Annotated in this window: 21 protein-coding genes and 2 pseudogenes; 12 read left to right on the top strand and 11 right to left on the bottom strand. The window is 61.6% G+C overall.

Annotation, left to right across the window (positions count from 1 at the left end):
* Positions 1-25 precede the first annotated feature (25 nt).
* Genes SB753_RS29560 through SB753_RS29550 form a run of 3 tightly spaced genes read left to right on the top strand, consistent with a single transcriptional unit; the run spans position 26 to position 2006 of the window.
* Positions 26-838, top strand: a complete 813-nt coding sequence (locus SB753_RS29560; protein ID WP_410803320.1) for a TonB family protein — start codon at positions 26-28, stop codon at positions 836-838.
* A 59-nt stretch (positions 839-897) separates the two neighbouring features.
* Entirely contained in the window at positions 898-1596 is a 699-nt protein-coding gene (locus SB753_RS29555; RefSeq protein WP_410803318.1) for a MotA/TolQ/ExbB proton channel family protein, read from the top strand.
* Entirely contained in the window at positions 1596-2006 is a 411-nt protein-coding gene (locus SB753_RS29550) for an ExbD/TolR family protein (RefSeq protein ID WP_410803316.1), read from the top strand. The genes SB753_RS29555 and SB753_RS29550 overlap by 1 nt, the downstream gene beginning before the upstream one ends.
* Positions 2007-2161: 155 nt before the next feature.
* Here SB753_RS29550 and SB753_RS29545 read toward each other — a convergent pair whose 3' ends face one another.
* Positions 2162-2566 carry a winged helix-turn-helix transcriptional regulator gene (locus tag SB753_RS29545; protein ID WP_249471007.1) on the bottom strand — a complete coding sequence of 135 codons (405 nt, stop codon included), beginning with the start codon at positions 2564-2566 and terminating at the stop codon, positions 2162-2164.
* 90 nt (positions 2567-2656) lie between these two features.
* On the opposite strand from SB753_RS29545, the gene SB753_RS29540 reads away from it, so the two are divergent.
* Complete coding sequence (locus SB753_RS29540; protein ID WP_410803314.1) at positions 2657-3250, top strand: FMN-dependent NADH-azoreductase; 594 nt, start codon at positions 2657-2659, stop codon at positions 3248-3250.
* Between the two features lie 140 nt (positions 3251-3390).
* Entirely contained in the window at positions 3391-3906 is a 516-nt protein-coding gene (locus tag SB753_RS29535) for a DUF2867 domain-containing protein (protein ID WP_410803312.1), read from the top strand.
* 39 nt (positions 3907-3945) lie between these two features.
* Here the strand turns inward: SB753_RS29535 and SB753_RS29530 are convergent, their stop codons facing one another.
* The 4 genes from SB753_RS29530 to SB753_RS29515 form a co-directional block, all read right to left on the bottom strand.
* Positions 3946-4509: a hypothetical protein gene (locus SB753_RS29530; RefSeq protein ID WP_410803310.1), complete on the bottom strand. Its 564-nt coding sequence runs from the start codon at positions 4507-4509 to the stop codon at positions 3946-3948.
* Entirely contained in the window at positions 4509-6305 is a 1797-nt protein-coding gene (locus tag SB753_RS29525; protein WP_410803309.1) for a CocE/NonD family hydrolase, read from the bottom strand. The genes SB753_RS29530 and SB753_RS29525 overlap by 1 nt, the downstream gene beginning before the upstream one ends.
* 81 nt (positions 6306-6386) lie before the next feature.
* Positions 6387-7352, bottom strand: coding sequence for an SDR family oxidoreductase (locus SB753_RS29520; RefSeq protein WP_410803307.1), 966 nt, complete (start codon positions 7350-7352; stop codon positions 6387-6389).
* A gap of 22 nt (positions 7353-7374) precedes the next feature.
* On the bottom strand, positions 7375-8286 hold the full coding sequence (locus tag SB753_RS29515; protein ID WP_410803305.1) for an SDR family oxidoreductase: 912 nt from the start codon (positions 8284-8286) through the stop codon (positions 7375-7377).
* A gap of 101 nt (positions 8287-8387) precedes the next feature.
* Between SB753_RS29515 and SB753_RS29510 the strand changes: the two genes are divergently transcribed.
* The gene (locus tag SB753_RS29510) at positions 8388-9305 is read left to right on the top strand and encodes an AraC family transcriptional regulator (RefSeq protein ID WP_410803303.1); all 918 of its coding nucleotides are present in this window, start codon (positions 8388-8390) and stop codon (positions 9303-9305) included.
* Between the two features lie 200 nt (positions 9306-9505).
* Here the strand turns inward: SB753_RS29510 and SB753_RS29505 are convergent, their stop codons facing one another.
* Positions 9506-9805 (bottom strand): helix-turn-helix transcriptional regulator, encoded by a 300-nt coding sequence (locus SB753_RS29505; protein ID WP_410803455.1) that lies wholly within the window; start codon positions 9803-9805, stop codon positions 9506-9508.
* Positions 9806-9937: 132 nt separating this feature from the next.
* Positions 9938-10418: pseudogene (locus SB753_RS29500) on the bottom strand (cupin domain-containing protein); the annotation flags it as partial.
* 99 nt (positions 10419-10517) lie between these two features.
* Between SB753_RS29500 and SB753_RS29495 the strand changes: the two are divergent.
* A pseudogene (locus tag SB753_RS29495) lies at positions 10518-10928 on the top strand (SDR family NAD(P)-dependent oxidoreductase); the annotation flags it as partial.
* Positions 10929-11046: 118 nt separating this feature from the next.
* Positions 11047-11235, top strand: a complete 189-nt coding sequence (locus tag SB753_RS29490; protein WP_410803468.1) for a hypothetical protein — start codon at positions 11047-11049, stop codon at positions 11233-11235.
* Between the two features lie 77 nt (positions 11236-11312).
* Here the strand turns inward: SB753_RS29490 and SB753_RS29485 are convergent, their stop codons facing one another.
* On the bottom strand, positions 11313-12167 hold the full coding sequence (locus SB753_RS29485) for an SDR family oxidoreductase (protein ID WP_410803301.1): 855 nt from the start codon (positions 12165-12167) through the stop codon (positions 11313-11315).
* Between the two features lie 150 nt (positions 12168-12317).
* On the opposite strand from SB753_RS29485, the gene SB753_RS29480 reads away from it, so the two are divergent.
* A complete protein-coding gene (locus SB753_RS29480) occupies positions 12318-12671 on the top strand; it encodes a winged helix-turn-helix transcriptional regulator (RefSeq protein ID WP_410803299.1) in 354 nt (117 codons plus the stop codon).
* A 558-nt stretch (positions 12672-13229) separates the two neighbouring features.
* On the opposite strand, the gene SB753_RS29475 is transcribed toward SB753_RS29480, so the two are convergent.
* Complete coding sequence (locus SB753_RS29475; protein ID WP_410803297.1) at positions 13230-13814, bottom strand: TetR family transcriptional regulator C-terminal domain-containing protein; 585 nt, start codon at positions 13812-13814, stop codon at positions 13230-13232.
* Between the two features lie 116 nt (positions 13815-13930).
* Here SB753_RS29475 and SB753_RS29470 point away from each other — a divergent pair, with 116 nt between their 5' ends.
* On the top strand, positions 13931-14353 hold the full coding sequence (locus tag SB753_RS29470) for a hypothetical protein (RefSeq protein WP_410803295.1): 423 nt from the start codon (positions 13931-13933) through the stop codon (positions 14351-14353).
* 343 nt (positions 14354-14696) lie between these two features.
* Here SB753_RS29470 and SB753_RS29465 read toward each other — a convergent pair whose 3' ends face one another.
* Entirely contained in the window at positions 14697-15335 is a 639-nt protein-coding gene (locus SB753_RS29465) for an NAD(P)H-dependent oxidoreductase (protein ID WP_410803293.1), read from the bottom strand.
* 223 nt (positions 15336-15558) lie between these two features.
* Between SB753_RS29465 and SB753_RS29460 the strand changes: the two genes are divergently transcribed.
* Positions 15559-16488 (top strand): LysR family transcriptional regulator, encoded by a 930-nt coding sequence (locus SB753_RS29460; RefSeq protein WP_410803291.1) that lies wholly within the window; start codon positions 15559-15561, stop codon positions 16486-16488.
* Between the two features lie 320 nt (positions 16489-16808).
* On the opposite strand, the gene SB753_RS29455 is transcribed toward SB753_RS29460, so the two are convergent.
* A complete protein-coding gene (locus SB753_RS29455) occupies positions 16809-17531 on the bottom strand; it encodes an SDR family oxidoreductase (protein WP_410803289.1) in 723 nt (240 codons plus the stop codon).
* Between the two features lie 133 nt (positions 17532-17664).
* Between SB753_RS29455 and SB753_RS29450 the strand changes: the two genes are divergently transcribed.
* The gene (locus SB753_RS29450) at positions 17665-18582 is read left to right on the top strand and encodes an AraC family transcriptional regulator (RefSeq protein WP_410803287.1); all 918 of its coding nucleotides are present in this window, start codon (positions 17665-17667) and stop codon (positions 18580-18582) included.
* Positions 18583-18676: the final 94 nt, after the last annotated feature.

Below are 18676 nucleotides of genomic sequence, written 5' to 3'. Positions count from 1 at the left end.
TCGTTAATCCGGCAGGAACTGCGCAATGAACGCCGCCGTCAATCATCGTTATGCCGCTGCGCGCCGCGCGGTGCAAGCGCGCACTTCAACGCACGCCATTTCGACAACCGCAAGCGAAACACTGCATGTTCAACGAGCCGTGAATCCCGCTGGTGCGTCGCGGCGAGCACGCGGCACGTTCGCTCTGACAGCGATTGCCGTCATTGCTGTGCATAGCGCCATCGTATGGCTAGTGCATGCGTTGCAAACGCATGAGGCCAAGCCGCCACAGCCCCTACCGATGACCGTCACGCTCACAAGCGCGCCGCGTGCGCTGCCACAGGCGGCACCTGCCGTGGCTACTCCTCAACCACAACCTGCGAGCGAGGCAAAGCCGCCCAAGCTGGTGAAACCGGCAGCAGCGCGGCCCGTGGATCACGCGCCAGCGCCACAAACAGCCGCGCCAGCTCCTGCTGCACAACAAACGACGCAGCAATCCGGTGCGCAACAATCCACTGCGGCACCTGCCGCGCCGCCATCCTCAGCGCCGGCTCAGGAAACCCACGCACCGCAAACGTCCGCACCAATTGGCAACGCCGCCTATCTGCACAACCCTGCTCCCGACTATCCGCAGGTCGCACAGGATCAGGGTTGGGAAGGTCACTTATTGCTGCGTGTACATGTTCTCGCCGATGGTTCGCCCGATTCGGTCGCCGTACAAACGGGATCGGGTCGCCGAATATTGGACGACGCTGCTCGCGAAGCCGTGCAGCATTGGCGTTTCGTGCCTGCAAAACGCGGCGACGAGGCGGTCGATGGCTGGGTGACAGTGCCCATCGATTTCAGACTGTCACAGTAAAACAGGCTTTGAAGCTGTGGATTTATAGACTCGATACCTTCAACACTCAGGAACTCAACATGAACGGTTTGGCAACACAATTCATCGTGCAGGGCGCACTGTGGCTGCTCGGCATCTTTTCGATCGTCACGTGGACGTTGATCGTCGTGAAAGGCATTCAGGCCGCGCGTGCGACGGCGGGCAACCGACGCTACGGCAGCGCGTTCTGGGCGGCACGCAGCTTCGCAAGTGCAGCGGCGCTTACGCGTACGGACAGCCCGCTAGGCAGGCTCGCGGCCGTTGGTTTCGACACGCTGGCGGACGCCGACGAGAGCGGCGCGGAAGACCTCGAACATAGCTATAGCCGACATGATCTGTTAGAGCGGCACCTGCGCCAGCAAATCCAGACTGAGCGCCGCCGCGCTGAGGCGGGTCTTGCGGTACTGGCTTCGATTGGCAGCACAGCCCCGTTCGTCGGATTATTCGGCACAGTATTCGGCATTATTCACGCGCTTAGCGCAATCTCGCATGCGCAATCAGCGAGCATCGCAGTCGTAGCCGGACCAATTGGCGAAGCACTCGTCGCTACAGGCATCGGTATTGCCGTGGCCGTGCCCGCCGTTCTCGGCTACAACTTCTATGTCCGTCGAGTGAAAGGTGGCGCGGCCGACCTCGATGCATTCGCGACCGATTTCGTTACGCTCGCGCAGAAGGCAGGTTTCCGCGTGCCACGCACGCAAGGCACGGTCAATCAACCGCTCACGGAGGCACTTGCATAATGGCTTTCTCGTCCTCTTCCGATAACGACGACGTGCTCAGTGAAATCAACATCACACCACTCGTTGACGTGATGCTGGTGCTCCTGGTCGCCTTTATCGTCACGGCACCGCTGCTCAACAACGCCATGCACATCAACCTGCCGAAGACCGAAGCGACCGCCCCCGCGCCTGCCGCGAAGACGGTGACCGTGAGCATCGACGGTCACGGTCAGCTTTACGTGGATCGTGACGCCCGAAGCCTCGATCAGCTTGGTTCGGCGATGCACGAACTTGCGCAGAATCAGGCCGACGCGATTGTCACGCTACAGGCCGACGAAGGCGTCCCTTACGGCACCGTAGCAAAAGCGATGTCAGCTATCGAGCATGCGGGCGTGACGAAGCTCGCGGTGCTGACGGCCGGCGCTTCATAAAAGAACGGGAACCGCAAAGGAAGAAGCCGCCCAATCGACAATGCGGCTTGCAGCTAGTGTAACGGCTGCGCGGACGATGGCAGATGCGCAGACCTTCGGACGCTCGAACCAGCGGCTTACGGAACCGACGCGAACCGCTCTTTCCCCGGCGGACGTCAGGCTTGCACGGACCCGCGTCGATCGACGCGAGCATGTTTGTCCTCATCATAGCGGGCCCGGTTGTTCTCGATCTCGTCGAGATGCTCTCCCGCCCATGCACCCAGCGCACGAACCGGCACGGCGAGGGATTGTCCGAGCGGCGTCAGGGCATATTCGACCTGCGGGGGCACCGTCGGGTAGACCGTGCGGCTAACCATGCCGTCGCGCTCGAGTGCCTTCAGGGTGCGCGTAAGCATCTGCTGCGAGATCCCGCCGACGGTCCTTTTGATCTCGTTGAAGCGGCGTGGCCGATCGATCAGTACCCTGACGATCATCACCGTCCATTTGTCGCCAACGATGGCGAGCACCTTGCCAACCTTATGGCATTGGGTGCTGACGCCAGGTGAGGCAGGCATATCCATGTGACCTGGTCCTAAAATTATGCGTTCTTGGCGGATCGCCTCCACTTACATAACATAGGGCTGGTCACAAATCCAGACCAGAGGCCAAAAGTGAACCTGCTTCATCTCGATTCCAGCATCATGGGCGCAAACTCGGCGAGCCGCGTGCTCTCCGCCGCCATTGTCGAGCGGATCGTCGAAACACACGACGCCGTGAATGTCACCTATCGCGATCTTGCCCGCGAACCGCTCCCCCATCTCTCCTTCGACGCGTTCATGGCGCTCGACACCGGCAACGACGTGCAGCAGTTCCTCAACACCGACATCGTGGTAATCGGGGCGGGCTTCTACAATTTTTCGGTTCCCACCCAGCTCAAGGCCTGGATCGATCATATCGTCGTGCGCGGCAAGACCTTCGCACGCGGCGAGAACGGACCGATCGGTCTTGCCCAGGGCAAGCGCGTGATCGTCGCGCTGGCGCGCGGCAACGTTTACAGCGAGGGCTCCCCGTATCAGGCGTTCGAACACGCCGAGACCCTGCTTCGCTCGGTATTCACGTTCATAGGCGTCTCCGATATCCAATTCGTCGTCGCGGAAGGACTCGGGCGCGGTGAGGAGGCGCGCCGCGCCTCGATCGCGAGCGCACTTGAAGCGGCGAGCAAGGTTTCTACGAACGCTGCCACCCCGGCTACCCTTGGAGCTTGACAGCGGCGGTGCCCTCGCACATTTTTGAGTGCGAGGGAACGTCCCCCGTTTATATTGATTGCATCTGGCGGGCAGTCGATAGCGGGGACGCGCTGCTCCGACCGCATGGACCTGGCTCAACTTCATTTCGGTGATCGGATATGCACACAGCCGCGGAGATCGAACAGGCCGGCTTGCCGGCATCCTCACAACTGACGTCCTGCTACCGCAGAGCCGATTTTGCTGACGCATTTTCGGTCGATCTGCCGGAGGCCGCGTCCCACGACGCGGAATGTATCGCCCGGCACATCTTCGACCATCAGCCCGAATGGATTGCGGCGCTGCTGAAATTGCGCGACCTGCTGGTACTACCGCTTGGTCTAAAGCGCGCCGCGGACCTCTCGGCCGCAGGCGGCGACAGGCTAAACATTTTCCGCGTATTCGGGCGATATCCGAATGAGATCGTGCTCGGGGAGGACGACACGCATCTGAATTTCCGCGTGTCGGTACTAGTGCAGCCGCCCTCCGATGAACACCCCAGCCGTGTAATCGTGACAACGCTCGTCTTCTACAACCGCCTGCTCGGCCGCGCCTATATCGCGTTGATCGCGCCGTTCCATCGCATGGTCGTGCGAGGCTCGCTTCGTCAAGCTCAGAAGATCGGATGGCCCGCCTGAGCGGATGCGGACATCGGTGCTGCGACGAGGCGTCGTCACCTATTCGTAGTCGTCGGCTAGCCAGTGGAGGGCCGGCCAGAAATATAGCGCGACGAGGCCGCGCCGGCTTGCTCGACGAACCGCGGAGGCCGTGCGTCCCCGGAACAGGAATGTATTGGAGACCACGACAGTGCCCGGCTTCAGGTTCCTGTCGAGCAGATTGGTTACCGCCGGCATAACCGACGGCATCAGATAGCAAACGATCGCGTGGGCGCTGCGAAGATTACTGCGATGGAAGTTGCCCCACCTGAGCGTGACGTTCGACAATCCAGACGCTCTCAGGCGTGAAATCAGGTACGGAAATGGCGATATCTCGACCCCTTCGACCGTGGCTTCGGGAAACGCGCGTGCGATTGCCACCACCAGTCCGCCCCACCCGCTTCCCAGATCGATGATCACGGCAGACCGGGCGACGTTTGCCTGTTTGAGCAGTGCAATGACGTCGGAGGCTTCGACGCCCCTCGACGAAAGTGTCGGCACGCCTGTGACCGCCGCGAAAATCACGAGAGAGAGGCCCGCGAGGAGTGTCAGGGCGACGGTCACATACGACAGCAGCGTCATCATCAACGCGGAATGCGCGGCAGCATGAGGTACGACGCATGGTCCCTGCCGGTCGCGACCGTGTTCGTTCCGCCATACAGCTTTGCGTCCCGGTTCGGATGAGCGGCGAAAAAGAGCCCTGAGTTGTGGGCGTCGGGAAGGGGGTAATCGTTAGCGTGCACAATGTTCGCATCCGGTCCGTATCCGAAATCCTTGCCCTGGATCGTTAAGGCAAGTCGATAGCCCCTTGGAATGACGATGCTAGTCGGCTCGGTAAATTCGACGTCGACGGGATAGAGCCGCCCGGGCGTCATCGGCTCAGAAGCGACATGAGGGTGGAAAGGCTGGTAGAGGGTCGATTTCGTTCGGTCGACAGCGCGGTGCGACACGCGCAAATATCCGAGATCCAGTGGCACGTTCGGATCGCTGTTGCCGATAAAGGTAACGTCCCTTCCCTGCGGATCAATCAGCCTGAGGGCCGCGAAGATATCCATATCCGCCGTCGACGAACCGACCCACAACCTCACGCCCATCGGGCCGGTGAATTCCGTCTCCTTGCTGAAGGGCTTCGTCGTGAAAGTGAGCCCATCGCCAAGTCCGGCGTACGATTTCTGGGCGGACGCCAGATGCTCCAGGCCCGGCGCCATCAAAGCGTTCGCCGCATCGAGATAGTAGCGTTGCCAACGTGTGCCCGGTAGCGGCCAGGCGGCAGCATTCCTCCAGACTGTTCCGTTGGGTCGCCGGATCTGCACCGCAACGCGCGGCTCTTTCTCCCAGCCATTGTCCACGCCCTTCAGGAAATGATCGAAGAAGCGCTTTTGCAGCGCGAGCGCCTCGTCCGAATAGAAAGGCGTCAGATGGTCGCCGGTCTGAATCCGCAGCCATTTGTCCTTGCTGGCGGCGAAGCGATAGCCGGCGGTACTCCAGTCCGTCCAGTTCGCAACGTCGAGCAGCGGGACCTTGATCTGGCTGGCGTCGGGCGTGCGCTGCCGATAATAGGTGTCGTCGAACGGGTGCTGCGCAAAGGCTTCAACGGGATCGACGCGGTTTTGCTTCAAGACGTCCGGGGCAAGAGGCGCCCCGGTATCCGTGCCACCATTGATCGAATCGACCAGGGGCGTTTGCGCATTGCCATTCTGATTGGGGACCACCTGATGGGTCCACCAGAACTCCCATGCAACGTTCAGAATGCCACCATAGTATGCGATCTCCCGATACTGATCGAACGCGCCTTCCCAAGGCAGTATCGCGGCAAGCCCTTCTGGCTGTAACGCGGCCACCTGATACTGATTGATCGCCTGGAAAGAAGTGCCGAGCAGACCAACCTTCCCCGAACTCCAGGCCTGCCGGGCCGCCCAGGTAATCAGCGCGGCGTAGTCTTCAGTCGCCCGCGATGAGAAGGGGTCGAGCACGCCCGGGGATGCGCCGGCTCCGCGAACGTCGGCGAGGATGACGATGTAACCGTCGGCCACCCACCGCTCGGGATCGGGCGCCTCGAACCGGATGTAGCGGCACGAGGATTTCCTGCAGAGGTCCGGATATTTCGCGATCAGCTTGCCCCACGATGTCTTATAGGCTGGCGCATCCGCCATGCTCGTATCCTTGCCGTAGGGCCCCATCAACATGAGCACCGGATATCGGCCGGACTTTTCGGGACGATAGATGTTGACGCGCAACTGTACGCCATCGGTCATCGTGACCGGTACGTCATGGTCGAAAATCATGCCGGGAACGCCGCTATCGACCTGCTCGGCCAGACAAGGCTGGGCAAACGCGATGAGCAAGCCAGTGACCCACAGCACAATTCGCCTGGAATGCATGATAAGAACTCCTGATTTGTTGGTGTGGCAATTGCGCCGCCTCATCCCGGCTCGGTACCCGCCGCTGGGCGAAGTTGGCTTTTAGCGGCCCCGATCGCGCAAGGCGGCCGCAAGGTCGTTCATCAATGACGGATGCTGTGGCGTCCAACCCAAGCGCTCCTGTGTCATCCGACTGGAAACGGGATTGTCCGCAGCGACAAATGGCGCAAGCCAGCCGAAATGCCTTGCACAGTCTTTAGAGGGCAAAGGCACCACAGGGACGTCGAGATAGCGTCCAATCGCGTTGGCGATATCGCGGAACGGCATGCCCTCCTCGGCCGCGCCGTGATAGCGGTCCCCGGGCTCGCCGTTTTCGAGCGCAAGCCGAAACAGCCGCGATGCGTCCAGCCTGTGAACGGCGGCCCATCGGTTGAACCCATCACCGGGACAGGCGGACATCCGCTTTTTCCGTGCAATCTCGATCAACCGCGTAACGAGCCCGAGCTTCGTTTCATCATGTACCGTGGGCGGCAGACGAACGATGGAGGCGTTCACGCCGGCCCGCACAAGGTCAACTGCGGCCTGCTCGGAACGCACCCTTGCACCGCCGACGGCTGCGCGATCGGCATCGTCGGTCTCCAGCGCGTGCCGCCCTGCTGCCATCGCCATGGTCGGAAAGGCGATGACCAGCGAGGCCTTTCGTGCCCCGAGTGCCTCGCCGAACGTCTCGATGGCGCGCTGATCCACAGCGACCGCCGCGGCCGCGAAGCGTTCGACGATACGGGCCGGCGGGCCGCCGAAAAGTATCCGTGCGCGAATGCCCAGGCTGGCATGCGCGAGCGCGTGGAAGAAGGCGGCATGGATCACACCGTCGGCGAGCGCAGCCGCCTGGCGCAAGATGTCGGTATCCTCGATCGTTCCGCGACATGCCCTCGCCCCCACTGCCTCGAGCGGGGCGACGGCATGCGCCGAACGCACGAGGCCTGTCACCGCGTGGCCCGCCGCGATGAGTTCGCGAACGACCGCGGAACCGATAAAGCCCGTCGCGCCAGTGATGAAGATCCGCATGGTTGTCTCTCCCGGTCCCGCTTCAATGGGACGAGCCGGCCGGTTCGACGCGGAAGTAACCGGGATCGGCAAGATCCGCGAGGAGGCACTGGTGCTGCGGCGACCAGCCCAGTATCGCTTGCGTGTGACGGCTGTCCGCAGGGGCGTCGATCGCCACGAAGGGTGCGAACCATCCGAAATGCTTGGCGGCTTCTTCCGCAGAAAGGGAAACTAGCGGCAGGCCCAGGCTACGGCCTATCGCCGCGGCGATATCCCTGAGCGCCACGCCCATTTCGCCGATTGCATGGAACGGCCCCGCTGTCACGTTCTCGAGAGCCAGGCGGTAGACACGGGCCGCGTCGAGCCGATGAACGGCGGGCCAGCGGTTGAGCCCATCGCCCACATAGGCCGACACGCCCTTCTCCCGCGCAATGGCCGCGAGACGCGGCACAAAACCGTGGTCGCCCAGACCGTGAACCGATGGCGCGAGGCGTATCGTGGTGGCGTGTACGCCCCGCGCGGACAATTCCTTCACGGCCGCCTCCGACGCCCGGGGGAATCGCTCTGAAACCGATGGCGCGACGTCTTGCTCCGTCGCGATTCGACCCGGGGCCAACAAGACCACGCCGGAGGTAACGAGGAAGGGGCGGTCCGATCCTTCGAGCACCGCACCGATCGCTTCGATCGCCCGCCGTTCTACGACGCTGTTCTCGGCAAAGCGGGACCAGTCGTGATTGAACGCGGTATGTATCACTGCATCGGCTTCGGAAGCGCCTTCTTGCAGGCGCCTGGTATCTTCGAGCGACCCCACGAGCGTCCGCACGCCGGCCGTATCCAGATCGGCCGCCCGCTCTACTGACCGGACCAGGCCCGTGACCTGATGCCCTGCCCCAAGCAATTCACTCACAACCGCGGAGCCCACCCAGCCGGTCGCCCCAGTCACGAATATTCTCATCGCACTTCTCCCGTTCAGTTATTGGTACAGCATAGGGCGTTGAACCGGAACGATCCATGCCTTAGAGTTCGTTTCTGGTATTCAATCGTTCGAACTTCGTCATGGATACACTATCGGATGTGTTGTCCCTCCTGAAACTGCAAAGCTACGTTTCCGGCGGCTTCGATGCGGCCGGCGACTGGGCCGTGCAATTCGGGCCATTCGACGGAATCAAGTTTCATGCGGTACTGCGGGGCCGGTGCTGGCTCAGCGTTGGCGGCGAACCCGAGCCCCTTGAGGTCACCGAAGGCGAATGCTTTCTGCTCGCGCGAGGCAAGTCCTTTTGCATCGCGAGCAATCTTGCGGCAGAGCCGGTCCCGTTCGGATCACTCGTCCCGCAGGTCAGGGACGGCCGTATCGTGACGCACAACGGTGGCGGCGAATTCCTCAGCGTGGGCGGATATTTCACGCTGGCCGACGGTCAGGCCGATCTGCTTTTAAACGTGCTCCCTGCGGTCATCCACATTCGGGAGGAACCGGGCGCGTCAACGCTGCGATGGTGTATCGATCGCATGAGAGAGGAATTGCGCGAGCCCCAGCCGGGTGGTGGCATTGTCGCGCAGCAGCTGGCTACCCTTGTTCTTGTCCAGGCATTGCGGCTGCAGTTCGCAGGCAGGCGTAACGAAGCCGTCGGCTGGCTTTACGCGCTCGCGGATAAACGGATGCGCGCGGTGATTAACGCCATGCACGAGACGCCCGGCGCAAAATGGACCCTACAGACGCTGGCGGAGCAGGCTGCCATGTCGCGCACGAGTTTCGCCCTTCGGTTCAAGAAGCTCGTCGGGCTCTCGCCGATGGACTATCTGACGCGCTGGCGTATGAACCTCGCCGCTGCGAGGCTGACGCACTCACGCGACTCGATTGCTGAAATCGGCCTAGCGCTCGGGTATGACTCGGAAAAGTCTTTCAGCGCAGCTTTCAAACGGATCATGAAGTGCGCCCCGCGACAGTATGGTCGCCGACAAGCCGACAGCGGCTAAAGCCGACGCAATACGACATTCGCTCTAACTACGAACCTGCTCACGTCCGGTCGACGATGCGTGCGAAGGGGGGCTGACGCAAGCCGCATTTATCTTCCCGTCAGGCGAGAGCGATGCGCGTCGACGGTTTTTGCGTTGATTGCGCGGAAAGCTGACCGACGGACGATCAACCATCCATATCGAGCAGACGAACGGCGCCGTTACTGCTCCGCACGCGTCTGTTCGCGCGCAAAGCGTGCCGGCGGCAGCCCGACATGACGGGTGAATGCGACGCTGAATGCACTCGCCGATCCATAGCCTACGCGCTCGGCAATCTCAGCGATCCCGTGGTTGGTCCGGCTGAGCATGTTTTTGGCCAGCGCCATACGCCAGTTCAGCAGATAGGCCATCGGCGCAAGTCCCACTGCACGGTTGAAGCGCTCGAAAAACACCGAGCGCGAGAGTGCGGCCTCGTTGGCCAGTTCGGCGACCGTCCACGCCCTGGCGGGGCTTTCATGCATACGGCGTAGTGTCACGGCAAGGCGCTCGTCGGCCAACCCCCGCACAAGGCCGGGCGATGCCGACGTCCCGGCCGTGGAGCGCAGCGCATCGATGAACAGCACTTCGACGAGATGGGCAAGGATCACTTCGCGTGCCGGACGGCGGTCGCGAAACTCATTTCTGATCAACTGAACGAGGGTGGCGAGTTGCGGTTCGCCCCGCACATGGACAACATGCGGAAGCAACGACACCAGCAGGTCCGCGTCAGGCGAGCTGAAGCTGCAATGCCCCGCGAGCATGCTTAGATCGGGCGGCCCTGACTGATCGCCGATCCGGAATTCGCTGGCGCCCAATGCAAGCGGCCGCGCCTCGGGAGTGCCGCGCGGGCACCGGCACGATACTGGACAGCGAGACACCGTGCGCGTCGGGGACGAGAATGAAGTCGCCCGAGCGCAGTTCGATCGCCCGGCCTCCGTCAACAGCGATCCGGCACGCTCCTTCGAGAACGACACAATAAAAGGGCTGCCCTGCGTCCGAACGCCTGATATGCCATGGCCCCGCCCCGACGACAAGCTTCGAATGGCGGGCGCCAGGCTGCAGCAACGTAACGACGTCCGCGAGCGGATCGATCATGTCAGGACTCACACTAATAAAATCCGGGTGAGCGATTATAGAAAGTCCGGATGCGCTGGTCTATCGTCCTATCGTTGTCAACCACTCCCGTGAGTCCCAATGAAAACCGTTCTGATCACCGGATGCTTGTCCGGCTTCGGCCTCGAGATCGCCAGGCACTTCCTCGAGCGCGACTGGAAGGTCCTGGCAACGATGCGCACGCCCCAGGAAGATGTCAGCTAACGCTCGACGTGACCGACCCGGAAAGTATCCGGCAAGCGGTGGACGCTGCGGGACCGATCGACGCGCTCGTCAACAAACGCGGGCATCGGCGCCGCAGCGCCTTTCGAGGTCACGCCGATGCCGACGATACGCGACGTCTTCGAGACCAACACGTTCGGCACGATGGCTGTGACGCAGGCGTTCCTGCCACAGTTCAGACAGCGAAAGACCGGCGTGGTCGTGAACATCACGTCGAGCGTAACGTTGCAGGCGATCCCGCTGATCGCCCCGTATTCGGCGAGCAAGGCGGCGGTCAACGCGTTCACAGAATCAATGGCGCCCGAACTCGGCGCGTTCGGCGCGCGCGCATCTCGTCCTACCAGGGCGGGCACCCGATACGCGCTTCGCCGAAAACGGACGTGCCTACATGCACGGTCTCGATCACCCGGCGTACGCCGGGCTCGTGCAGGGCTTCATGGCGGGACTGAATCAGCCCGGACCGGTCACCTATGCGCGCGACGTAACCGAAGCGGTGTGGCGCGCCGTCAACGATCCGGCGAGCCCGTGGCGTATTCCCGCCGGCGCGGATGCGCTGCTCCCGGCTGAGGGACGGTGAGACGGCCTGCCGATCATGTCTCAACCGTAGCGTGCGGCCGCCCGATCACGTGACATCTGTTGAGCGCACCTCCGGCCTCACGCACGCAATGCGGCTTCGACCATGCTCTCCCACGGAGTTGTGGAGCGGCCGATCAGCCGCGCCAGCGCGCTTGCGTCGTCGAACAGCGCGCCATGCGAGGCAGCGACATCGGCATCGGCCAGCAGCGCGGCAAGGTCAGCAGGAAGCCCGATGCCAGTCAGTACATTCGCATATGCGTCCGGCGCAAGGTCGTTGTAGACGATCGCTTTTCCCGACTGGCGCGACACTTCAGCCGCCAGTTGCGCAAGCGTAAAGGCGCGGTCGGCCGCCAACTCGTAAGTTCTCCCTGCGAGACCGTCGGTCGTGAGCGCAACAGCGGCGGCAACCGCATAGTCCTTCCGGGCGGCGGAAGAGAAACGCCCCTCCTTCGCGGCTCCGACAAAGGCACCGTGCTCGAGAGCTGCCGGGAGCGCGGCCAGGTGGTTCTCGGTGTACCAGCCATTGCGAAGAATGACTGCGGGAAGACCAGAGGCTGCAATGGCTTCCTCCGTCTGTCGATGCTCGATCGCGAGCCGGGCCGGAGACGTGTCGGCGTGCAGCATGCTCGTATAGGCCAGTAGCGAGACACCAGCCCGCTGGGCCGCCTCGATCACTGCGCGATGCAACGGCAGCCGACCCGTAACCTCGGTCGAAGAGATGAGCAAGAGCTTATCGACGCCCGCAAAAGCGGCCGCGAGCGTCTCTGGTCGTTTGTAGTCTGCCTCGCGCACGACGATGCCACGCTTCACAAGGTCCTGCGCTTTTGCCGGGTTCCTGACCGCCGCGACGATGCGATCAGCCGGAACTTTTTCCAGTAACGCGTCAATCACAAGTCGCCCAAGCTGCCCCGATGCGCCCGTTACTGCATACATAGCTAGTCCTCGTTCGTGATCAGTAGAAGAGGTTCGTAGTTTAGGTTCGTCAGTTTCCGTTGGAAAGCTCCTATCCATGGGTTACCATCATTTTCGAGTAACCGGACAGAAACCAGATAACCAACTGGAAACCGCTGTGAGAAAGCAACGATGAGCCTGAAGAGCCGCAAGAGGGTTACGCCACTGCCGGGCTGCCCGATGTCGAAATGCATGGCCTTGCTCGGCGGTCTCTGGACCCCCGAAATCATCTGGTGCCTGAGCAACGGGCCTCGCCGATTTTCGGAACTCCTTCGTGACAACGAGACCCTTACCGCGAAAGTGCTGACCAGCAGATTGCGTGACCTGGAAGCGCGAGGCGTGCTCAAACGCAAGGTGATGGCGACCTCACCACCGTCGGTGGAGTACGGGCTGACGGGGCTTGGGCGAGAACTGCTGCCCGCCATTACTTCCATCGTAGAAGTGGGAACCCGTCTGTTGCTCCGCGAGATACCTTCAAACGACTAGCGTTTGCCCGTTGACGAGGCTGCGGACTGCCCTCGCCCGTCGGCACCACACCGCATTCAGCAGCCGTTGCAAGCTCTGCGAAGGAGCTTCCGGTTCCCTCAACGGCTGCTGGGGTCGGGGCCCGCGTAATGTTCGCGCTCGAACCGGCCAAGGGGATCACCCGGAAGCCGGCAGCAGTGCTTCACACCCATGTCCAACTGATGTGAGGCGCGTCCTCGTTTTGCGGAAACGACTTTAACGACGCCACAACGGCCAAACCCGGATCGCCGTCCAATTCGACAGCTGGACATGGGTGCTCACCACATTGATCACCGGCAGCGACACGGCTTAGCACAATCCTCGAGCAGTGGACCAAACGTGATCGCGCGAATTACCCGTTCGTTCAATTGCTGGCGCATCAAGTGCTCACGCATGAAGAGCGGGAATGGCTCCTTGCGGGCCTTGGTCTGATCCCAGCGGGGGAAAGGTCAGTTCCTGGAGCCTCGCTGGCCGCTTCCCATCAGGGTGAGTAGTTAGGAAGACGGACCTCAAGACCCGAGTGATCCTGGAGGCGCATCTTTATGACGGGAGTACGGTTGCGAACAGGACGCGCCTGAACTGCTCAATCGGTCCTGGCGAACGATCGACCTTCATCCGCATCATGGCGCCCTGCCAGGAGGCAAGGATGAAGACAGCCATGTCGGCGGCATCAAGGTCGCTGCGGATCTCGCCCGCCATCTGCCCTGCGCGAACGACTTCCGCGAAAGATGACGTGAGCGCGCTGCAGACATCGACCAGATGACTGCGAAGCAACTCGCTCTGATCGGCGACCTCCAGACTCATGTTGCCGACCAGGCAGCCATATCGCCAGCCGGCCGCCTCGAGCCACTCGGCGATCGCGTCGAAGTAGGCGCGCAGTCGCTCGACGGCTGGCCTGCTTTCGTCGCGGAGCGTCGCGTCCATGATAGCCCTGGTCCGCTGCTGATACCGGTCGAGGACCGTGACCGCGAAGGCTTCTTTCGACCGGAAGTGGTTGGTGAAGCAACCTTGAGGGACGCCGGCATCAGCGGTGATCTCGCGGATGCCGGCCCCGGCGTAACCCCGCTCGTGCAGCGTCTGGACGCCGGATTCGATGATTTTCTCGCGAAGTGAAGGTCTGGCCATTGCATAAAAATACAGTTGGACGTATTAATATGCAAGAGGCAATGTCAGGTGACGAGCCCAGCGCGCCCGCCGGTACCAGAGTGCGGCTCAGCCCAGAAAATAGGAGAAAGAGAAACATGTCGGTGATTGAATGCACTCCTGCGGCGCTGCAGGCCGCTGGTGAAGGGCTCGGCGACGCTGGCCCGGTCTACATGGTCAACCTTGTCCGCTATCGCGGCGAGGCGGCCTATGAAGCCGGAAGCTCGCTGCCCCCCTGCTCGGGTCGCGAGGCTTATTTCAAACGTTACGCTCCCGCCTTCAACGCAGTCGCGCAAGGTGAGGACTATGGGCTCTTCTGGGTGGGCAATGTCCGTGGCGTGCTTGTGGGAACCGACGGCGAAGCGTGGGATGACATTGTGATCGTTCGTTATGCGAGCTTTGCGGTGCTGCGCCGAATTCTGGAAAACCCGGCTTATGCCACGCAAGCCGAGCCGCACCGCATCGCGGCGCTGGCGGACTGGAAGTTCATCGTGACGACGCAACCGGGGATGCCGCGATGATCTTGCCGCCCGCCATGGCAACCCAGATCGGCGTCGCGATCGGAATGATATTATTCGCCCCACTTGGCGACCGTACTGCATCGAATCTGGGCATCGCGTTGAGTGCCGCGTTTTGCGGAGTCTGGTTTGGCCCACCAACAATCTTCACGCGGTAGAAGACGCGCCGCGATTTTGATGATCGAGCTGCGTGATAATTGCAGCCCATGCTCCGGGCGAGCGTTAGCGACATTTCCGGCGACAGGCGCATGTCCCATTGCACGGGTTCGGCCCAACGTTGGGCCACGGGAATGCGCCAATCCACCGGACGGCAACGCTAGGGCCCGGGACTTTTACGGCGCAAAGATCAAATGACTTCAGTGACGAAGTCTTCACGGCTACGCCGGACTTTCTTCAGGCTCACCAGCCAATCGCCCTCGGCAGCTCGATAACCCAACGCCATGATCACGACGCTACGCAGCTGCCTGGAATTCAGACCGAGGATTTCATCGACTGCTGCCGGGTCGAATCCCTCCATTGGCGTGGCGTCCACTTTCTCGAAAGCTGCTGCAACCAACGCGATGCCCAAACCGATGTAGGCCTGCTGTGCGGCGGCTTGATGGTTGGCCTCCGTTCCTCTCTCAGCGACGATGCCCAGCAGTTTCTGACGATAGCTTTCCCAGCCTTCGTTCCTGAAACCGCGGACATCATTGGTGAGGTCGAACATCATGTTGACGCGCTCGGCGGTGATGTCGTCCCACGCCGCGAACACCAGCAGGTGCGAGCAGTCGGTGACCTGCGATTGATCCCAGGCCGCGGCGCGGATTTTGGCGCGAACTTCAGAATTGCTCACAACAAACAACTCGAATGGCTGAAGTCCGCTGGACGTCGGCGCCAGTCGTACTGCCTCAACGATGCGTTCGAGCGTTTCGGCAGGCACGGTCTTCGTCGTGTCATATTTCTTGGTCGCATAGCGCCATGCGAGCCGTTCATTCACGGTCATCATCTTGTCTTCTTCCAATTGAGTGAGATCGAAAGGATTGAGTTGGAAACCAACGGTGCTGCACGAGGAAGCGCCGCATCGGCGGCGCAAGGTCCAGCGGCAAATGAACCCGCTAAATGATGGCCTTGCCACAAGATAAGAAAAATCTGGCTGGATGCAGCACAATGCTGCACGTCATGCAGCAATCATCGGTTGCAGCAATACGATTCGTTCTTACGCTAACATCATGAATCTGGATCAGGGTCGAGCCGACGAACTCGCCGCGTTACTCGCTGTTGCACGGGAAGGCTCGTTCGTCGCGGCTGCCGCGGCGCTACAACGCCATTCGACAATCATTTCCAGGCGCATCAATACACTGGAGCAACGCCTTGGCGTACGCCTTCTTGAAAGAACGACGCGAAGCGTTCGCCTGACGGAAGCTGGCGCACGGCTTGCCGAACGCCTGCAGGCTGCGACCGACGCCATTTTCGAGGCCGAACAGGAAGCGGCGGCCGGCGGCATCGAGTTACGGGGCCGCCTGCGCCTCGCTTTTCCCGCGGCAATGGGACGGCAATGGCTTGCGCCAGTGCTACCGGCTTTCGCACGGCAATATCCGGGCCTCGAAATCGAGGTTGACTATGCCGAGCGCTATGTCGATCTCGTCGGCGAAGGCTTCGATGCCGCCTTGCGTCTTGGTACGCTCGGCGATAGCCGACTGGTTGCCCGCAGGCTTGGCGAGCACCGGATCGTTCTCGGTGCTTCGCCGGATTATCTCGAACGCCACGGGGTTCCCGACTCGCCAGCGGCATTGACCCACCACAACCTGTTGCGATACACCGGGCCGGTCTCGACGCCCGAATGGCGGCTGCGCAAAGGCAACCTGCGCGAGACGATCCTGCCTGCGGGAAATTATCGTTCAAACGATATTGGTGCCCTGTTGGAGGCGGCGCGCCAGGGTATCGGTATCGTCGGCTTCGGTGACTGGTCAATGGCGCGCGACTTCGCGGCGGGCACGTTGGTCCGTGTCTTGCCGCAATGGCGTTTCGACGCAGACGAAGGAATTTTTCTGGTTCGACCGTCTCGACAGTTCACGCCCGCACGAACTGATGCCTTCATTCAGTGGATCACCGAGCTGTTTGCCACGGGCCTCCCTTGGGAGGTCAACGCGGCAATCTAACTCGGTCGGGTTTCCAGGAGAGGACCTCCCTGTATTCCTCAATACCATCATCTCCAGAGCGATCCAGTTCGTTCAGTCACGCCGCTCCTCTCCGCCTCATATGTGAAAGCGTCAGCATCTGGAAGGCCGAGCCTCGAATGTGACAGGTTTCGCGGGATTGTCGCGCGTCATGCGGTTTATGTCCCGCGTGTTGCGAGAGTGGATCGATAGGAAAATGCCCCCAACGCAGACAAGTCACCCTACGCACGGCAGATATCCTGGACGCCGCGTGGCGCACGACCCATTTCATTTACCCGACGTAGCTCACGTTTGCGGAACGACTACACGAGGGTTCCACCGCCATCCACGACCACAGCTTGACCAGTCGTGTAGCCCCCTCGCATGAACGACAAGTAGGCCTCAGCGAGATCGTTAGGTATGCCAACTCTCTCCACGGGCAGCTTCGCAGCAGTTTCGCGGAAAATGTGTTCGCGCGTCTCGGTCGGAATTCCGGACCAGAGATCGGTGGCGACCATTCCGGGCACGACGGCGTTGACCCGGATGGGAGCGAGTTCGATGGCGAGGGCCCGCGTCAGCGACTCGATAGCCCCGCAAATGCTTGCCGCAAAGGCAAAGCCCGCTGGCGGGCGCCGTGCCGAAGTCCCGCCAGTCAAGACGATCGAGCCGCCGCGTCGCATATGGGGACTTGCCGCCTGCACCGCAGCGAGCACACCCCAATAACGCAACTCGAAGAATTCGCGAGCGGCCACCAGGTCGGTGTCCACGACGCGTGGACCGAACGGAAGCGGCTCGCCCGCGGTATAGGCCAGGTGGTCGAACTCACCCAGTTCTGCGAAGAGCTGTCTCGTGGCATTCGCCGATTTCAAATCCACGGCCCTGCCTGTAGCGGACCCTTTCGGGAGTCGATCCACCGCATCGGCGACGCTTTTGGGCTGACTGGCGACGATGACGATACTGGCTCCTTCGAGCGCGGCCTGCTCGGCCACGGCGAAGCCAATGCCGCGAGACCCGCCGAGAACGACGATACGTTTTTCTTTCAGCATGACTTGGATCCACGGAGAGTGTCGATGAACAGGTCCGATACGGTCGGACTCGCTGATTGCCCAGTCATCGTAGACTGCGGTATAAGTACGGTCGATAGCTAAATATGCGAAAAACTTTATCTCTCGTCCAAATATGGATCCTTTCCTCGATCTGATCGGCCTGCTTCGACCGCGTGCCACCCTGTGGGGCGGCATCGAGGGGCGTGGAGCATGGGCGGTATCGTTTCGGAAGCGGGACGATCTCCTGTTCTGCTGGCTGTCACGCGGAGAGTGCCAGCTGGTTCGTCCGAGCGTGCCACCCTTGCGTTTGCGCGCCAACGACTTTGTTCTCGTTCGTACTGATGCACCCTTCGTGCTCAGCTCGGACCTCTCGATTGAACCGATCGACAGCGAGGCGGCAGTCGCCCGGACGAAAAAGACGACACTGCGAGTCGGCAGCGGCGGGAAGTCGCCGGTCACCCTTCGCGGTGGCCGATTTCTGTTCGATACGGCAAACGAGACCCTGTTGACGGGCTTGCTCCCTTCGCTGGTTCACATCCCGGGAAACGACACGTCCTCGCCGCGCATTCGCGCCCTGATGAGCATGAACGAGGCAGAGTCCTCCCACCTAGGGCCTGGCAGCGAATTCGTCGTCGCACGTCTAATGGAATTGATCCTGGTGGAAATTCTGCGCGGTGCCCGACTTTCTGCGCAGCCGCAGCACGCGGGGCTGATCGCGGGTCTAAAAGACCCGATAGTGGCGCGTGCGCTCTCAGCCGTCCACCGCGACGTGCAGAAGGACTGGACCGTAGCTGACCTGGCTCGGCTTTGCACCGTCTCACGTTCCGCATTTGCCGTTCGTTTTCGTACGACCGTCGGGATGGCGCCCGTCGAATACCTGCAGCATTGGCGTATGGCGCTGGCAAAGGACGCACTGCGACTCGGTACGAGAGGTATTGGTGAAATCGGGCTGTCTATCGGATTTCAATCGCCAAGCGCATTCAGCACCGCTTTCACCCGAGTTGTCGGAATTTCACCGAAGCGGTTCGCGGCTTCCGTTCGACAGCGATAAAGCGTGCGCTCCCTGCGCCAGCCAACTCGGTCGCTGAAATCGGCCCCTCCCTCGGGTACGAATTGGAAATCCTTCAGCGCAGCCTTCAAATGGA

The organism is Paraburkholderia sp. SIMBA_053, from assembly GCF_046534895.1.
In the GTDB taxonomy this organism is placed as follows: domain Bacteria; phylum Pseudomonadota; class Gammaproteobacteria; order Burkholderiales; family Burkholderiaceae; genus Paraburkholderia; species Paraburkholderia caledonica.
The sequence above is the reverse complement of the archived record's forward strand: the minus strand, read 5'-3'. Positions and strand labels throughout refer to the sequence as shown.